The sequence below is a fragment of the Maricaulis sp. genome (assembly GCF_048270095.1).
In the GTDB taxonomy this organism is placed as follows: Bacteria; Pseudomonadota; Alphaproteobacteria; order Caulobacterales; family Maricaulaceae; genus Maricaulis.
In genome coordinates this window covers 224044-240740 of record NZ_JBLWTL010000001.1, presented here as the reverse complement: position 1 = coordinate 240740, position 16697 = coordinate 224044, and the positions used below count along the sequence as shown (strand labels likewise).

Annotated in this window: 16 protein-coding genes; 2 read left to right on the top strand and 14 right to left on the bottom strand. The window is 62.0% G+C overall.

The window, feature by feature from the left end; genetic code table 11:
• Window positions 1-31: 31 nt before the first annotated feature.
• Entirely contained in the window at window positions 32-880 is an 849-nt protein-coding gene (locus ACN0YJ_RS01185; RefSeq protein WP_417495093.1) for a LytTR family DNA-binding domain-containing protein, read from the top strand.
• A 67-nt stretch (window positions 881-947) separates the two neighbouring features.
• Here the strand turns inward: ACN0YJ_RS01185 and pnp are convergent, their stop codons facing one another.
• The 4 genes from pnp to rbfA all read right to left on the bottom strand — a co-directional run bounded on the left by pnp (window position 948) and on the right by rbfA (window position 4856).
• Window positions 948-3077, bottom strand: a complete 2130-nt coding sequence (gene pnp, locus ACN0YJ_RS01180) for a polyribonucleotide nucleotidyltransferase (RefSeq protein ID WP_417495092.1) — start codon at window positions 3075-3077, stop codon at window positions 948-950.
• A gap of 29 nt (window positions 3078-3106) precedes the next feature.
• The gene (gene rpsO, locus ACN0YJ_RS01175) at window positions 3107-3376 is read right to left on the bottom strand and encodes a 30S ribosomal protein S15 (protein ID WP_417476619.1); all 270 of its coding nucleotides are present in this window, start codon (window positions 3374-3376) and stop codon (window positions 3107-3109) included.
• Window positions 3377-3385: 9 nt separating this feature from the next.
• Window positions 3386-4360: a tRNA pseudouridine(55) synthase TruB gene (gene truB / locus ACN0YJ_RS01170; protein ID WP_417488866.1), complete on the bottom strand. Its 975-nt coding sequence runs from the start codon at window positions 4358-4360 to the stop codon at window positions 3386-3388.
• A 76-nt stretch (window positions 4361-4436) separates the two neighbouring features.
• Window positions 4437-4856 (bottom strand): 30S ribosome-binding factor RbfA, encoded by a 420-nt coding sequence (gene rbfA, locus ACN0YJ_RS01165; RefSeq protein WP_417476617.1) that lies wholly within the window; start codon window positions 4854-4856, stop codon window positions 4437-4439.
• A 230-nt stretch (window positions 4857-5086) separates the two neighbouring features.
• Here rbfA and ACN0YJ_RS01160 point away from each other — a divergent pair, with 230 nt between their 5' ends.
• Window positions 5087-5581 (top strand): nuclear transport factor 2 family protein, encoded by a 495-nt coding sequence (locus ACN0YJ_RS01160; protein ID WP_417476616.1) that lies wholly within the window; start codon window positions 5087-5089, stop codon window positions 5579-5581.
• A 94-nt stretch (window positions 5582-5675) separates the two neighbouring features.
• Here the strand turns inward: ACN0YJ_RS01160 and infB are convergent, their stop codons facing one another.
• The 10 genes from infB to ACN0YJ_RS01110 form a co-directional block, all read right to left on the bottom strand.
• Entirely contained in the window at window positions 5676-8285 is a 2610-nt protein-coding gene (gene infB, locus ACN0YJ_RS01155; RefSeq protein ID WP_417488868.1) for a translation initiation factor IF-2, read from the bottom strand.
• A gap of 159 nt (window positions 8286-8444) precedes the next feature.
• Window positions 8445-9077, bottom strand: coding sequence for an RNA-binding protein (locus ACN0YJ_RS01150; protein ID WP_417476614.1), 633 nt, complete (start codon window positions 9075-9077; stop codon window positions 8445-8447).
• A complete protein-coding gene (gene nusA, locus ACN0YJ_RS01145; protein WP_417476613.1) occupies window positions 9046-10764 on the bottom strand; it encodes a transcription termination factor NusA in 1719 nt (572 codons plus the stop codon). The genes ACN0YJ_RS01150 and nusA overlap by 32 nt, the downstream gene beginning before the upstream one ends.
• A 31-nt stretch (window positions 10765-10795) precedes the next feature.
• On the bottom strand, window positions 10796-11329 hold the full coding sequence (rimP, locus tag ACN0YJ_RS01140) for a ribosome maturation factor RimP (protein WP_417495091.1): 534 nt from the start codon (window positions 11327-11329) through the stop codon (window positions 10796-10798).
• Window positions 11330-11423: 94 nt separating this feature from the next.
• Entirely contained in the window at window positions 11424-12149 is a 726-nt protein-coding gene (trmB, locus tag ACN0YJ_RS01135) for a tRNA (guanosine(46)-N7)-methyltransferase TrmB (RefSeq protein WP_417495090.1), read from the bottom strand.
• A 43-nt stretch (window positions 12150-12192) separates the two neighbouring features.
• Window positions 12193-12615 (bottom strand): helix-turn-helix domain-containing protein, encoded by a 423-nt coding sequence (locus ACN0YJ_RS01130; protein WP_417476610.1) that lies wholly within the window; start codon window positions 12613-12615, stop codon window positions 12193-12195.
• Window positions 12616-12694: 79 nt separating this feature from the next.
• A complete protein-coding gene (lnt, locus tag ACN0YJ_RS01125; protein ID WP_417495089.1) occupies window positions 12695-14311 on the bottom strand; it encodes an apolipoprotein N-acyltransferase in 1617 nt (538 codons plus the stop codon).
• Window positions 14308-15207 (bottom strand): hemolysin family protein, encoded by a 900-nt coding sequence (locus ACN0YJ_RS01120; protein ID WP_417476608.1) that lies wholly within the window; start codon window positions 15205-15207, stop codon window positions 14308-14310. Before ACN0YJ_RS01120 ends, lnt begins: the two co-directional genes overlap by 4 nt.
• Window positions 15200-15682 (bottom strand): rRNA maturation RNase YbeY, encoded by a 483-nt coding sequence (ybeY, locus tag ACN0YJ_RS01115; RefSeq protein ID WP_417476607.1) that lies wholly within the window; start codon window positions 15680-15682, stop codon window positions 15200-15202. Before ybeY ends, ACN0YJ_RS01120 begins: the two co-directional genes overlap by 8 nt.
• Window positions 15679-16611, bottom strand: coding sequence for a PhoH family protein (locus tag ACN0YJ_RS01110; protein WP_417490072.1), 933 nt, complete (start codon window positions 16609-16611; stop codon window positions 15679-15681). Before ACN0YJ_RS01110 ends, ybeY begins: the two co-directional genes overlap by 4 nt.
• Between the last annotated feature and the right edge of the window lie 86 nt (window positions 16612-16697).

Genomic DNA, 16697 nt, shown 5'->3' with positions numbered 1-16697 from the left:
CCACAGCGCCCGGCAATGGCATGATCGCATCATGAGCACGCTGGAGTTTCAGAACGAGCAGGCGGCCGAGCGGCGCGCAGGGCTGCATGCGCTTATCGCCTTTTCGGCGATGGCGATGGCCTTCTGGGTCGTCAATTCCACGTCCATCATCATGGAAGAGGCGCGAGACGGACATGGCTTCAACGCCTGGAAGGCCTGGTTTCTGGAGGGTAGCAGCACCGCCTACATGCTGTTGCTGTGCTGGGTGGCGGTGCGCAGGTGGGAGCGCCGTTTTCCGATCGGCGCGGCGTCATGGACCCGGTGGCTGCCGGCCCATATCGGCGGCGCAGTGATTTTTTCCGGCTTGCATGTCGCCGCCATGGGCCTCACCCGCGAAGCACTGTTTCCGGTCCTGTTCAACGAGGCCTACCATTTCTTCGGCGATCCACTACAGACATTCCTCTATGAACTTCGCAAGGACGTGCTGAGCTACGCTGCGGTCGTCCTCACGCTGACCGGCTTTCGGACTATTGAATGGCACCGGCTCGAAGCCGCCGCGGCGCGGACCGAGGCGCGCACCCATCACCGGGTCAATCTCAAATGTGGCGGGCGGGTCATGCACCTGACCGCTGCAGAATTCAGTTCCGCCAAGGCGGCCGGCAATTATGTAGAAGCCCGCTTTGGCACGCGAACACACCTCGCCCGCATGACGCTGAACGAGCTGGACAGCCTGCTCCGCGATGCCGGGGTCGATGCCGTGCGTGTGCACCGCTCCTGGCTGGTCAATCGGGCGATGATCACCGAGACCGTGCCGACCGGTGAAGGCGATGTCACCCTCACCCTGAGCAATGGCGAGACCATCCCCGGCAGCCGCCGCTATCGCGACCGCCTCGCGGCATAGAAAAACCCGCCGGATGGATCCGGCGGGCTCTTCATTCATTTCGATACGCGTCAGGACGCAAAGGGGCTTACGCCTCTGCACCATCCTTGGCGAGCTCGAGACCGGTTTCCTGGTCGACGACTTTCATCGACAGGCGGACCTTGCCGCGATCGTCAAAGCCCAGGAGCTTGACGTAGACTTCATCGCCTTCCTTCAGCAGGTCGGACGGATGATTCACACGCTCGGCACGAAGCTGAGACACGTGGACCAGGCCGTCTTTCGGGCCGAAGAAGTTCACGAAGGCACCAAAATCCATGACCTTGACGACTTTGCCCTTGTAGATCTTGCCTTCTTCAGGCTCGGCGGTGAGGCCGATGATCCAGTCGAGCGCAGCCTTGATCGAAGCCGCATCCGAAGACGAGACCTTGATCACGCCTTCATCATTGACGTCGACCTTGGCGCCGGTCTTTTCGACGATCTCACGGATCACCTTGCCGCCGGTTCCGATAACGTCACGGATCTTGTCGGTCGGGATGGTGATGGTTTCGATGCGCGGCGCAAATTCGCCGAGCTCGGCACGCGAGGTGTCGAGTGCCTTGGCCATTTCGTCGAGAATATGCAGACGGCCACCCTTCGCCTGGGCGAGGGCTGTGTGCATGATTTTCTCGTCGATACCGGCGATCTTGATGTCCATCTGGAGCGATGTGATGCCCTCGGACGTACCGGCAACCTTGAAGTCCATATCGCCGAGGTGATCTTCATCACCCAGGATGTCGGACAGCACGGCAATGCCTTCAGGATCCTTGATCAGGCCCATGGCGATACCCGAAACCGGGCGCGTCAGTGGCACGCCCGCATCCATCATGGCCAGGGATGCACCGCAAACGGTCGCCATGGAGGACGAACCATTGGACTCGGTGATCTCGGACACGAGACGGATCGTGTAAGGGAAATCGACATGCGATGGCAGAACCGCACGAACAGCGCGCCAGGCAAGCTTGCCATGACCGATTTCGCGGCGGCCCGGAGCCAGGCGGAAGGAAGTTTCACCGACCGAGTAAGGCGGGAAATTATAATGGAGCATGAAGCGCTCCTTATAGGTTCCCGTCAGATCGTCGACGAATTGCTCGTCTTCGCCGGTGCCGAGCGTGGCAACGACCAGCGCCTGGGTTTCACCGCGTGTGAACACGGCCGAACCATGCGTACGGGGCAGGACACCGGCCTCGGACACGATCGGGCGCACCGTGTCGAGGGCACGGCCATCGATACGCTTGCCGGTCTTGATGATGCCGCCACGAACAATGGAGGCTTCAACCGATTTCATCACGTCCTTGAGGACCGTGCCGGGCAAGCCGTCAGGGTTTTCTTCGGAACGTGCCAGTGCCGCGACAGCTTTCGCCTTGGCAACGCCAACAGCCGCATAACGCGCGGTCTTGTCGACATTGGTGTAGGCAGCAGCCAGCTCATCACCGATGAGCTTGCGAACCTGGGCTTCGTCGGCGGAATGATCTTCCGGCTCGTATTCCCAAGGCTCCTTGGCGGCTTTTTCAGCCAGACGGATGATCGCATCGATCACCGGCTGGAAAGCCTTGTGGCCGGCCATGACGGCGCCAAGCATGATGTCCTCGGAAAGCTCTTTCGCTTCCGATTCAACCATCATGACGGCATCGCCGGTCCCTGCGACAACGAGGTCGAGCGCGCTGTCGACCATGTCGTAGACAGGCGGATTGATGACATATTCGCCATCAAAATAACCAACGCGAGCCGCGCCGATCGGACCCATGAAAGGCAGACCCGACAGGACCAGGGCGGCGGAAGCGCCGATCAGGCCGACAATGTCAGGGTCGTTTTCCATGTCGTGCGAGAGCACGGTCAGCATCACCTGGACTTCATTCTTGAAGCCTTTGGGGAAGAGCGGACGGATCGGACGGTCGATGAGGCGCGAGGTGAGCGTCTCTTTTTCCGATGGACGGCCTTCGCGCTTGAAGAACCCACCCGGGATCTTGCCGGCGGCAAAGGTCTTTTCCTGGTAATTGACCGTGAGAGGGAAGAAGTCGGCCCCTTCCTTGACGGTCTTGACGCCAACGGCGGTGGCGAGAACAGTCGTCTCGCCATAGGTCACCATGACCGAACCGTTGGCTTGGCGGGCTACGCGCCCTGTTTCAAAAGTAAGAGGGCGGCCCTCCCACTCGATCGTTTCTTTTTGAATATCGAACATATCGTCTTTCGTACGGATGCGGTCGCGGATCAGCGGCGCAGGCCAAGCTTCTCGATGATTGCCCGATAACGGGCATCGTCTTTATTCTTCACGTAATCGAGAAGACGGCGGCGCTGGGAGACCATTTTCAGAAGGCCGCGACGCGAGTGGTTGTCCTTCTTATGGGTCTTGAAATGCTCTGTGAGGTTGGCGATCCGCTCAGTCAGGATGGCCACCTGGACCTCCGGTGAGCCGGTATCGGCAGTGCCACGGGAATGCTCTGTGATGAGCGCGGATTTGCGCTCTTGCGTAATCGACATCGGGTTCTCCTAAACTCTGTCGACCCCTGTGAGGGGCAAGTTGAATACACGCACGGGCTGAAACCTTCCGGCCCGCGCCTCGCCGAGCGCCACTGCTTGCCCGTCCAGGGTCGCCAGAGCCATGAAAGAACAATCCTTGCCCGCTATCATGAGAGGGCGCCGAAGGGCTTTCAGCTCTTGCGCTTGACGCGGGAGCAGGACGATCGACCGTCCTAACTTCAGGTTTGATGCCTCCTCGCCGGTGATGGCCAGCGCCGGGATGTCGTCCAGCGCGGTCTGTACCGGGAGCAAAGCTTCCGAAGCGGCGTCCTTATGAGCCATTTCGCGCAATCCGTCCAGCGTTGTGGATTCTGCCTCCACAAAGCCCCCGACTACCAGCCGCCGCAGGGCTACGACATGGCCCTCCGAGCCGAGCGCGTGTGCGAGGTCGCGCGCCATGGCACGAACATAGGAGCCCTTGCCGCACCGCATTTCGAACACGGCGTGATCAGGATCCGGGCAATCGACCAGCTCGAGCGCATCAATCCGGATGGTACGCGCCTCGAGCTCGACCTCCTCACCATCGCGCGCCAGATCATAGGCGCGCTCGCCATTGACCCGGATCGCAGAATAGATCGGGGGAATCTGCTGGATCTCACCGGTAAAATCCGGAAGGACCGCTTCGATGGCACTGCGCTGCGGCCGCACCCCGGACGTCGCGATCACCTTGCCCTCGGCGTCGAGCGTATCGGTGCGTTCGCCCCATTTGACCGTGAACCGGTAGACCTTGGCGCCTTCCATGGTGAACGGGACCGTCTTGGTCGCCTCCCCCAATGCGATGGGCAGGATGCCGGTCGCCAACGGATCGAGCGTGCCGGCATGGCCGGCCTTGTTGGCGTCGAAAATCCGGCGAACCGCCGAAACCGCCTGGGTCGAGGTCATGTCGTAAGGTTTGTCGAGGATCACCCAGCCATGAATGTCCTGACCCTTGTTCTTGCGAGCCATGTCTGTCTCTCAGTTTCGATAAAAAGGGCGTAGACGAGACCACGCACACGCGCCGGGATGATCGGCACGCAACGTCTTATTCCGGGTCGTCGCCATCATCATCAGCCCGGAGGTCGCGCTGCACCTGTGGCCGCGCCAAAAGCTGGTCGACATGGCTGGCGGTCTCATAGCTGTTATCGGCGTGAAAATGCAGTTCCGGAGTGAATTTCAACTCGATCTCACGCCCCAGACGGCCGCGCAGGAAGCTGGCCCCGCGATTGAGCGCCTTGGCCAATGCGGCCGGTTCGCCCGGCCCGAGTGGCGCGACATAGACTTTCGCAACGCGCAGATCGGAACTCATCCGCACTTCGCTGACCGTGATCAGGGCTTTTTCAAGCTCGGGATCGCGCAGATCACCGCGCGCCAGAAGCGTGACAAGGGCGTGCCGGATGATCTCCCCCGCGCGCAATTGGCGCTGGGTCGGACCTTTCGGTTCCTGGACGTGCTTACGGGCCATGTATCACCTCTCCGAGGTCGGCGGCGCAGGCGTCAACGCTGCACCGCAAGGCGCGCGGGTGTACGCTGGTTGCGCCGGGGATGCAAGGGCCAGGGATCGACCGCTTCAGGATTACCGCGTGTTCAAGAAGCGCGCGAAAATGTGACCCCGGCCACCCCGGTCGTGTCTTGCCGTTCCGGGCTGGCTGGATGCAAACAGGGGCCCAGAATGCCTCACAACAGGAGACGCCCATGACACGCACCCTGGCCGCCCTGGCCACGCTCATCGCTCTGTCAGCCAACGCCGGCGCACAGGATGTCGCCGACGCCGAAAGCGTTGCGCGCGCCTATATGGCTGCATATTCGGCCGTGAACCTTGATGCCATGGAGCCCTTGATGGCCGCGAACATGGTGTTCGACGATCCGACGGCTCTGGGTGAAGGGGTCGGTCCCGACGGGATTCATCGTGACGGCCGCGACGCCAGCCTGGCCATGCTGCGTGAGTTCATCACCGCCTATGACCCGATCGAGCTCGGCTTCGTTTGGGATACCGTCTTCACAAGCAATGACCGGGTCATTTTCACCGGTCATGTCAACGCCCTGTACCCGACCGCAACCGAAGGCAAGCATTTCCGCTGGCGTGCTGACCAGGTCAGCGTCATCACGGTCCGCGACGGCCTGGTGGTCCACCATCAGGATTTCGCCAACTACGCTGCACCCGAGCAGGGCCTGGTTCCGGAGCAGTAAATTCGGCGGGCCGAGCCCCACAATATGATTGAGACAGCAAAAAGGGCGGCCCGATGGAGCCGCCCTTTTCGTATTCCGGATCAGAAGCTTCGGTCTAGCCGTTGCTCTCAAGCTTGCGAGGCACTTCGATGATCTCGAAGCACTCGATCTTGTCGCCCTTCTGGATGTCCTGATACTCGATGAAGCCCATACCGCACTCGGTGCCGGCCTTCACTTCCTTCACTTCTTCCTTGAAGCGTTTCAGGGTCGAGAGATGGCCCTCGTGCACAACGGTGTCGTTGCGCAACAGGCGAACACCACAGCCGCGCTTGACGATGCCTTCGGTCACGCGGCAACCGGCAGCCTTGCCGAAGCGGGTGATGTTGAAGACTTCCAGAATGTCGGCATAGCCGATGAAGTTTTCGCGCTTCTCCGGAGCCAGCATGCCTTCCATCGTATTGCGCACATCATCGATGACATCATAGATCACCGAGTAATAGCGGATTTCGACTTTTTCACGCTCGGCAAGGTCGCGGGCCTGTTTATTGGCGCGGACATTGAAGGCGAAAATCGGCGAACCGGACGACTTGGCCAGCAGGACATCGCCCTCATTCACGCCGCCAGCGGCAGCGAGCACGATTTTTGCCTGGACCTCGTCATTGCCGAGCCGCTGAAGCGATTGCTTGATGGCTTCCGCAGACCCTTGCACATCGGCCTTGATCAGCAGCGGCATTTCCTTGGTCTGGTTTTCCTGCAGCTGCGCCATCATCTGCTCGAGCGAAGTGCCGAGACCAGCATTCTGGCCGCCGGAAGCCGTGCGGGTCTTGCGCTGACGGTACATCGCAATTTCGCGCGCCCGGCCTTCATTCTCGACCACGGCGAAGACTTCACCCGGATCCGGAGCGCCATCGAGGCCCAGCACTTCAACCGGAACCGATGGTCCGGCTTCAGCGAGGGTCTGGCCGCGCTCATTGGTCAGGGCACGCACACGGCCCCACTGACCGCCAGCGACCAGAAGGTCGCCGCGCTTCAGGGTCCCGCGACGAACCAGAACCGTCGCGACAGAGCCACGGCCCTTGTCGATCTTGCTCTCGATCACGACACCTTCGGCATCACGGTCCGGATTGGCTTTCAGATCCAGCAATTCAGCCTGGAGCAGGATGGCATCGGTCAGCTCATCAAGACCGAGGCGCTTCTTCGCCGAGATATTGACGGACTGGACGTCGCCGGACATGGCCTCAACGACGATGTCCTGTTGCAGCAGGTCGGTGATGACTTTTTGCGGATCGGCTTCATGCTTGTCGATCTTGTTGACGGCCACGATGATAGGTGTGCCGGCCGCCTTGGCGAATTTGATCGCCTCGATGGTTTGCGGCTTCACGGAATCGTCGGCAGCCACCACGATGATGACGATATCGGTCGCTTCAGCGCCGCGCGAACGCATGGCGGAGAAAGCGGCATGGCCCGGCGTGTCGAGGAAGGTGATCTTGTCGCCCGACTCCAGCTGAACCTGATAGGCACCAATGTGCTGGGTGATACCACCGGCTTCGCCCGACACGACATCGGTTGAACGCAGGGCGTCGAGCAGCGAGGTCTTGCCGTGATCGACATGACCCATGATCGCCACGACGGGCGCGCGCTTGACCTTGCTCTCTTCCGGATCGTCGCTGGCGATAAAGCCGGTCTCGACATCGGATTCGGAGACGCGCTTCACCGTGTGACCGAAGTCTTCCACGATCAGTTCTGCATCATCGGCTTCGAGCACGTCATCCATGCGGACCATCTGGCCCTGCTTCATCAGATATTTGATGACGTCCATGGAGCGCTCGGCCATCCGGTTGGCCAGATCGGCAACCGTAATCGATTCCGGAATGATGACTTCGCGAGAAATCTTCTCGCGCGCCGTCGTGCCGTCGCTGCGGCGTTGCTTCTCACGTTCACGGGCACGGCGGACCGAAGCCAGCGAGCGCTGACGCTCTTCATCGCCCTCGAGAATATTCTGGATCGTCAGCTTGCCGCGGCGACGGCTGTCAGCCTTGGCGCGCGCAGGCGTTTGTTGCTGGCCAGGCTTGACCGGACCGGCACTGACCGGCGGGCCCTTGCGTTTGATACGGCCGCCCATGGCGTCGAGTGTCGCGGCAGGATCGGGAAGATCGGCCCCGTCCATCGGGCGCTGTGGACGCTTGTCGGCGGCGGGTTTGCGGCGCACTTCGCCATCACCCTTTTTCGGACCGTCATCGGCATCGCGCGACGCATCGGCTGCAGCGAGACGGCGCGCCTCGGCTTCAGCTTCCGCAGCGCGCTGCGCCTCCTCGGCCTCACGGGCCTCGCGGGCTTTCAGATCATCAAGGTTCTGGCGTTCAGCATCGGCGCGGGCCGAGCGGTCTGCCTCTTCCTGTTTTTTCTTCGCGTCGCGTTCGGCAGATTCGGCACGGGCACGGGCAATCGCCCGCTGACGCGATACGAGTTCTTCCTCGGACAGTCCCAGCTGACGGGCTTTCGCGGCAAGTGCGGACTCACCCTTGCTGGCGCCTGCGCCACCCTGACCTCTCCCGCCGGCCGGACCGGAGTCCTTGCCAGGGGTCACCACACGTTTGCGCTTCTTCTCAACCACCACGGCCTTCGAACGTCCGCGCGCAAAGCTTTGCTGCACGGTGCCCGCACCGGGTCGTTTCAGAGAAAGCGGCCGGCGGCCGGAGGTGTCTTTGTCGTCTGCGTCGCTCATGCGAGCCTTCCAAGTTCGGCTATCGTTTGACGGGCTTTTCCGGTAGCCGAGTGCCGGAAATCCGCGCTGTTCATACCTGATCCGGTCTGAAGGCTCGCTAACCTAGCGACCTCCACCCCGTATTCAACCGCTGTTGCGGCATGCGCCGCAGCTTCCGGTTCAGGAAGCCGGCGGCCGGAAGCCCGCAAGCTTCCCCATTGTCACGCCGAAAGCCCGCACTTGCGCACCTCCGGTAAGCACTCCATGCACGACCGAGCCGCGTCCCAGCGCCTCGCCCAGCTGCTCGGCGGTAAAACCACCGGCAACCGGAATATCGCCCCAAGCCGCCTGGGTCAGGCGGTCGAGCTTCACCCGCCCGTCCTCGGCGCCGTCAATCGCCTCGATCCGCCAGGCCGGCCGGCCGGCCTTCAGGGCGATGCGCGCCGCGTCAAATCCGAGCGCCACCTCGCCGGCCCGCCGCGCCAGGCCAAGAAGGCTCAGCGCGCGTGCCGACAATTGCGCCTCGATCATATCGGCCAGCCCGCCAGGCACCTTGACCGCTCGACCGGCAGACCGGTTGAACAAGCCCTTGCGGGCCGCGGTCTCGACTGCCGTGCGATCAGCACTGACCCATATGCCTCGGCCGGGCAATTTGGCGGCGATATCAGGGAAGACTTCGTCTCCCGGGCCAATCACGAGACGGATCAGCTCCGCCTCGTCCTTGACCTCTCCGGAAAAGATACAACGCTTCTCCCGGATCGCCTGTGTCGCCGCCTTCGGATTACTCAGCCTTCTGTTCCTCCTCGTCGGCATCAGCTGCGTCGAGGTCGAGACCCAATGCTGCGGCCTCGGCTTCCAGCTCCGCCAGATCCATATTCTCGACGTCGAAGACATGGGCGTCGGGATCTTCATCCTCGACTTCCTCGACTTCGCGCACCGGCAGGTCCTCCTCGGAGATCCAGCCTGCAACAACGCGGGCGCGCATGATCAGCATTTCAGCATCGTCGGCGGAGAGCTCGAAACTCTCCAGCACGCCGGGCTGACGAACGCGTTCGCCATTCACCGACTCGAACCACCCACGCAGATCGTCGGTCACCAGACCGGCGAGATCCTCGACCGTCTTGACGTCGTTTTCGCCGAGCGCGACGGCCATGGGCAGATCAATACCCTCGACCTCGAGCAGCGCGTCCTCGACGCCGAGCTCCTTGCGCTTGGCATCCTGTTCGCCGGCGAGGCGGTCGAGATAATCACGGGCACGTGCCTGGATCTCTTCCGCCGTATCATCGTCAAAGCCCTCAATGGCGGCAATTTCGCCAAGGCCGACATAGGCGATTTCCGACACGTCGGTGAAGCCTTCGGTCGCCAGCAGCTGGGCGATAACCTCGTCGACGTCCAGCGCACCGGTAAACAGGGCGGTCCGTTCGGCAAATTCGCGCTGGCGGCGTTCGGATTCTTCTTCCTCGGTGAGGATGTCGATCGACCAGCCGGTCAGCTGCGAGGCGAGACGCACATTCTGGCCGCGACGGCCGATGGCAAGCGAAAGCTGCTCGTCAGGCACCACGACTTCGATGCGGCGGTCTTCCTCGTCGAGGACAACCTTGGACACTTCGGCGGGCTGCAAGGCGTTGACGATGAAGGTCGCCGGATCATCGGACCAGGGAATGATATCGATCTTTTCGCCGGCCAGCTCAGACACCACGGCCTGGACGCGCGAACCGCGCATACCGACACAGGCGCCGACCGGGTCAATCGAGGCATCATTGGAGATGACGGCGATCTTGGCGCGGCTGCCGGGATCGCGGGCCACGGCCGAGATCTCGATAATGCCTTCATAGACTTCCGGCACTTCCTGCGCGAACAGGGCGGCCATGAAGTCCGGATGGGCGCGGGACAGGAAGATCTGCGGTCCGCGAATTTCCTCGCGTACGTCGTAGATATAGGCCCGGACGCGCTCATTGGTCTGCAGGTTTTCGCGCGGGATGCCGTCGGCGCGGCGGATAATGCCCTCGGCGCGGCCGAGATCCATGATCACATTGCCGTATTCAACGCGCTTGACGATACCATTGATGATTTCGCCGACACGGTCCTTGTATTCCTCGAACTGACGCGCCCGCTCGGCTTCACGCACTTTCTGCGTGATGACCTGTTTGGCGGTCTGCGAGGCGACACGGCCGAATTCGATCGGAGGCAGCTCATCGGAGAAGACAGTGCCGATCTCGGCGGTCTTGTCGATCTTGCGGGCCTCAACGAGAGAGATTTCCTGGCTGTCATTCTCGACTTCTTCAGCAACCGTCATGCAACGGGTGAGCGAGAGTTCGCCAGTCTTCGGGTCGATCTTGGCCCGAATGTCATTCTCCGCGCCGTAGCGGGATTTCGCAGCTTTTTGAATCGCTTCTTCAATCGCCTCGATCACGATCGATTCGCTGATCGACTTTTCGGCCGCTACGGCACGCGCGATCTGCAGCAATTCAAGCCTGTTGGCGCTGACACCAATGCTCATCGGAAGTTCCCCGTTACGATGGACTGCGACATCATTCGTCTCCTTCGGTCGTCGCGGGCGCCTCGGCGCGCGCTTTCAAATTCGCCTCGATCAAGGCGTCCGTCAAAACCAGCTTGGCATCGGTGATCCAGTCAAACGGGATCAATGTTGTGTCCTCTTCGCCATCCGCGTCGAGCAGGACATTATCCCCCTCGATACCGGCGAGAATACCTCTGAAGCGCTTGCGGCCATCGGCGAGGCGGTCCAGCTCGATCTTGGCCTCATTGCCTTCCCAGCGCGCGAAATGCGGCAGGGTGGTCAAGGGCCGGTCGATACCCGGTGATGATACCTCAAGATCGAATTCTCCGGAAATCGGATCCTCGGTCTCCAGGGCACCGGAAATGCCGCGCGACAGGCGCGCGCAATCTTCGACGTCAATGGCGTTATCGGGGCGATCGGCCATGATTTGCAGGCGGGCGCGCTTTCCGGAGAGGACACGCACGCGAACAATCTCCAGCCCGAGCTCGGCGGCAACCGGCTCGGCCAGATTCAGAATGCGGATATCGAGTGGTGTCTTCGTCTTCAAGCCGGCGGCTCCGTCAGCAGTAACAAAAAGAGCGGCCGCCGTTAGGCGACCGCTCGATAGCATCATCCAATGCGATCGAACTTGTGTATGGGCGCTATATAGCCGTCTTGGGGCCGCTTGGCAAGGGAGCGGTCGAGCGACAAATGAAATCCATGAAGACCGGCGCGCAATCGCCGAGATTCTTGGTCTCATAGCGAGTGCGGACATGATCAGCCGGTGGCAGGCGCCAGTCTCCGGCCTGGTTGGCGGTCCATTCGAAGCGCGCGTCGCCGGCAAACTCCACCATCACATGATCGGCATAGGACTTCACATCGGTGGCGATGCGCAATTGTCCGCCCGGCTTGAGAATGCGGGCGAAATCATCACGCGATGATTGCTGGATGAAACGGCGCTTGGCGTGCCGCTTCTTGTGCCAGGGATCGGGGAAGAGCAAAAAGATGCGGTCGAAAACCCCGTCGGCAAAGCGCGGCAATACATCGCGCGCATCACCGCGATGCAGGCGGACATTCTCCAGCGCGCCATCATCGACCCCGGCGAGGGTCTTGGCGACGCCATTGAGGAAGGGTTCAATGCCGATATAGAGGTTTTGCGGATGCGCCGCCGCCTGGGCCACGAGATGCTCGCCACTGCCAAAGCCGATTTCGAGAATCTGCGCGGCCTTGCCAGAAGCCAGACGGGCAGGGTCAATCACTCCGTCCGGTGGCAGATCAATCATCGGCAGGACATCATCGACAAGCGCCTGCTGGCGCGCCGAGAGCGGCTTGCCCTTGGCACGTCCAAACAGCCGGAAATCCCCGGAAGCGTTGAGTTGATCGGTCATCCGCACGACATAGCCAATTGTGTCGCCGCCTGCACGCACAACGTCAGTGAGCCGAATCGTCCTGCTCTGCGGCCAGGGTGCGCACAAGTTCGAGCACGCGCCGCCGGACCTTCGCATCGCTGATCTTTGAAAAGGCTTCAGCGAGCGAAACACCGTCAGAGCTCTGGATGAAATTATAGACGACGGGCGTCTGATCGCCTTCAGCCATGCCGGTAACAATGGGTTTGTCAGCCAGATCCTCGAAGAAGAACTGAACCGGCACTTCGAGCACCCGCGACAGCCGATACAGCCGGCTCGCACCGACCCGGTTGGCTCCGCGCTCATATTTCTGGACCTGCTGGAAAGTCACACCCAGCTCATCACCAAGTTTTTCCTGACTCATTTTCATCAGCTGGCGCCGCAGTCGTATTCTGGACCCCACATGCATATCAACCGGATTGGGAATGCGGGGGCTTACCTTCTGCATGAATTCACCTCTTTTGCGGGCCAAATGCCCGTGGATCACACCCGATAAATAGCATGGGCGGGGCCGCGCGGCATCATTACTATCTGTTCAGCGCCGGAATTTTTAAATATCGCCCTACCACTTTACGTCGTTGTAGAATGATGCCTGCAATCACGAAGCCACTGATAATCCAGAATGGCCAGTCGCCCCAGAACGCATAGAGCGGCGCGGCCACCGGACGCGGCAAATCGACATCCTGCACACCATCGCTACCGGGCGGGATCGCCACCGGCATACGCCCAAACGCGTCAATCACGCCGGAAACGCCCCGCGATGCAGAGCGAATCATCGGCAAACCGGTCTCGATCGAACGATAGCGCGCCTGATTGACGTGCTGGCGCGGGCCACTGGTCTCTCCGAACCAGGCATCATTCGACAGATTGAACAGCCAGGCGGGTCGCGGCGCGCCGGCGCGTACGAAACCGGGGAAAATCCCCTCATAGCAGATCAGCGGCATGACCGGCGGCGCACCCGGCAAGTCCATCACGAATGGGCCGGCGCCGGGCGTATATTGCAGGCGTGCAAAATCGGCGAAGCCGATCGCTGACAACAGGCCGGAGAAGGGAATGCTCTCGCCAAATGGCGCCAGCAAGACCTTGTCATAAAGGCCGACAATGCGCGGCGTGCCGCTGTGATAGCGCAATACGGCGAGGGAATTGAAATAGGTTTCGTCTTCCTGCCCCACGACCCGCCGGCTGATACCGGCCATCAGGACCTGGTCATCGGCAAAGATCTCGCCAATCAGGCTCAGGGTCGCGCCATCTTCGAGCATGTAGATCGGCAGGGCGCCCTCGGGCCACAAGACATGTGTGACCTCCTCAAGGCCTGGCGACGCGGTCAGGGCAAGATATCGATCCCGGGCCAGCAAGGCACCGTCCTCGCTCCATTTTTCACGCTGGGTAAGCGCCGATTGCACGATCCGGAAGCGCACACCTGGCTCCAGGCCGGGGTCGGGCTGTTGCAGGCGCAGGGCGCCGAAGGTGAACATGATCAACAGGATCGCCATGCCGCCCATGGCCGGCATCGTCCGTTTCAGATTGAAGACCGGTCCGACCGCCACCGCCGGCGAGACCAGCGTCAAAATCGTGAGCAGGGTCAGACCATAGACGCCAAACCATGATGCGGTCTGGCTGATCGCTCCACCGGCCGGCCAGGCATAGGCGGGCAGGTTCCACGGCAAACCGCCAAACATGTGCCCGCGCAGCCATTCAAACACCGCGATGCAAACGGCAAAGACCAGCACGCGCCATTCCGAACGCTGCGCCAGCAGGGCATAGGCGGCCATGGCGCCGCCCCAGAAGGCGGCGAGCAATGCGGCCAGCGCCGGCACGGCGATGGGTATCAGGGGGATGTATTCCGGTCCGCGATTGATGAAGGCGTAAGCGAGCCAGAACATGCCGGCCAGGAAATAGCCAAACCCGAACAGGAAGCCGCGGACGAAGGCCGCACGCAGCGGTTTGGGACGCCGGCGCGCACCGTCAACCGTCCATAGAAGCAGTGCCAGGGCGGGAATCAGGATTGGCCAGGCAAAGACCGGCGCCATCGCCAGGGCTGACAGAGCGCCGCCGGTCAACAGGATCAGGGCCAGTCGCCATCCGCTGGCGGCGGCGATCCGCGTACGCAATCGCCCGGGAGAGTACCAGGCAGTGCGGGTCAAGACGGGTCGACCCCCTCATCCGCGGCGACGGCGGCCTGGGTCCAGTGCGTCGCCCGCACGCGCATCCGCTTGATACGGCGCGGATCCGCTTCCAACACCTCGAATTCATAACCCTTGGGGTGCCGGATCACCTCGCCGCGCTCGGGAACACGGCCGGTCAGGGTGAAGACGAGCCCGCCCAGGCTATCGACATCCTCATCCTCGTCGGGACCGGCGATTTCCTCGCCAACGACTTCCTCGAAGGCGTCGATCTCGGCGCGCGCCTCGACATCCCAGACGCCGGGTCCGCGGGCGCGAATCGCCGGGGAATCCTCGTCATCATGCTCGTCTTCGATATCGCCGACGATCGGCTCGATCAGGTCTTCAAACGTCACCAGACCATCGGTGCCGCCATATTCATCGACAACCAGGGCCAGGTGCATGCGGCGCCCCTGCATGCGGCGCAGAAGATCGGTGGCCCGCATAGAGGGCGGTGCGAACAGCAAGGGCCGCGTAATCGCCGGCAAGACCTGGAGGTCGGCCCAGCCAGCTTCGCGCACACCCGCCTCATTGGGGGCGAGATGAGCGATCAAATCCTTGATATGGACGACACCAATCGGATCATCGAGGGTTTCCCGATAGACGGGCAGCCGTGAATGGGCCGCCTTGGCAAAGGCATGCGCCAGCTCACCGAGCGGCGTTGAAACCTCGACGCCGACAATATCGGCGCGTGGCACCATGACGTCGATGACGCGCAAATCCTCAAGCGCATCAGGATCAATCGCGAACGCGGCCGGCGATGCCGGTTTGAGCGGGACGGGCGGGGCCGCCGCTTCCCCGATATCGTCAGGTCCACCAAAAATTCGCCCGAACCAGGACCGGGTATCGGCTTCAGAACTGTCGTCGTCACTACTCATCGGCTTCCGTCCCGCCGCCTGTCGTCTCGAGATAGGGGTCGGCAACCCCCAGCCGGGCCAATGCCCGGCGCTCAATCGATTCCATCACCTCGGCCTCGTCATCTTCGAGATGATCATAACCCTGAAGATGCAGGAATCCATGCACGATCAAATGACGCAGATGATCGGCGAGGCGAAGCGAACGCTCGTGCGCCTCGCGGATGACAACGCCCGACGCCAGCGCGATATCGCCCAGATGATTGGCGGTGTGCTCCGATGCCGGGAAGGACAACACATTTGTCGGCCCCGCCTTCTGACGGAAACGGGTGTTGAGATCGGCCATGGCCGCATCATCAGTCAGCAAAACCGCGATCACACCGGGAAGGGCATCGCTGATTTCAGCGCCGGCGGCGGCAATCGCCTGCTCGACCAGCCGGGTCTTGCCCTCAATGGTGTCCCAGGCCTCATCTTCAACGATGACATCAACAGCATTCATGACGTCCGGGCTCCACCCCGCTTGTTCAGATCATCTTCATAGGCCGCGACAATGCGGGCCACGAGATCATGGCGCACCACATCGGCGCGGGTAAAGCGGATTGCCGCGACACCCTTGGTCTCGGCCAGGATTTCCAGTGCGTGTGGCAGGCCGGACGGATCGCGCGGCAGCAGGTCACACTGGCTTGGGTCGCCGGTGACCGCCATGCGCGAGCCCTCGCCGAGCCGGGTCAACACCATCTGCATCTGGGCCCGCGAGGTATTCTGCGCCTCGTCGACAATGACGAAGGCCCGGTTGAGTGTGCGGCCGCGCATGAAGGCGATCGGCGCAACTTCGATGCGGCCATCGGCACGCATACGTTCCAGCTCGGCCCGCCCCAGCGTATCGGCCAGCGCATCCCAGACCGGCAGAAGATAGGGGTCGACCTTTTCATTGAGGTCGCCCGGCAGGAAGCCCAGTTTTTCGCCCGCCTCGACAGCCGGCCGGGTGATGATGAGTTTTTCGAACTTACGCTGCACCAGCATGGAGGCGCCATAGGCCACCGCCAGCAAGGTCTTGCCGGTACCGGCCGGGCCGACACCGAAGATCAGGTCATAGGCTTTTTCATTCTTCAGCGCGCGAACATAGGCGCGCTGGCCCTCGGTGCGGGCAATCAGGCTGGCGCCGCGCGGCACGCGGATCACACCGTCATCGGGCTGGGTCGGGACATCGCCGCCATCAAGCATGCGCAAGGCAGCGCGCACCGTCGCCTCATCGCAGGTCAGACCATGCGCCAGGCTGGCATAAAGCCCCTTGAGCACACGCTTGGCATCATCGCGCGCCTGCGGATCGCCGGCCGCGATCACGATCTGGCCGCCGCCCGGCGCGCTGAGGCGCACATTGAGCTCTTCCTCGATCAGGATCAGGAAACGGTCACCGGCACCGACCATGGCCCGCAGGCGCTCGACATCATCAAAATGCAGACCTTCGGAAACTTCCCGGCGCGGTTTGGCAGCGCGTGTCTTCGATGGAGGCT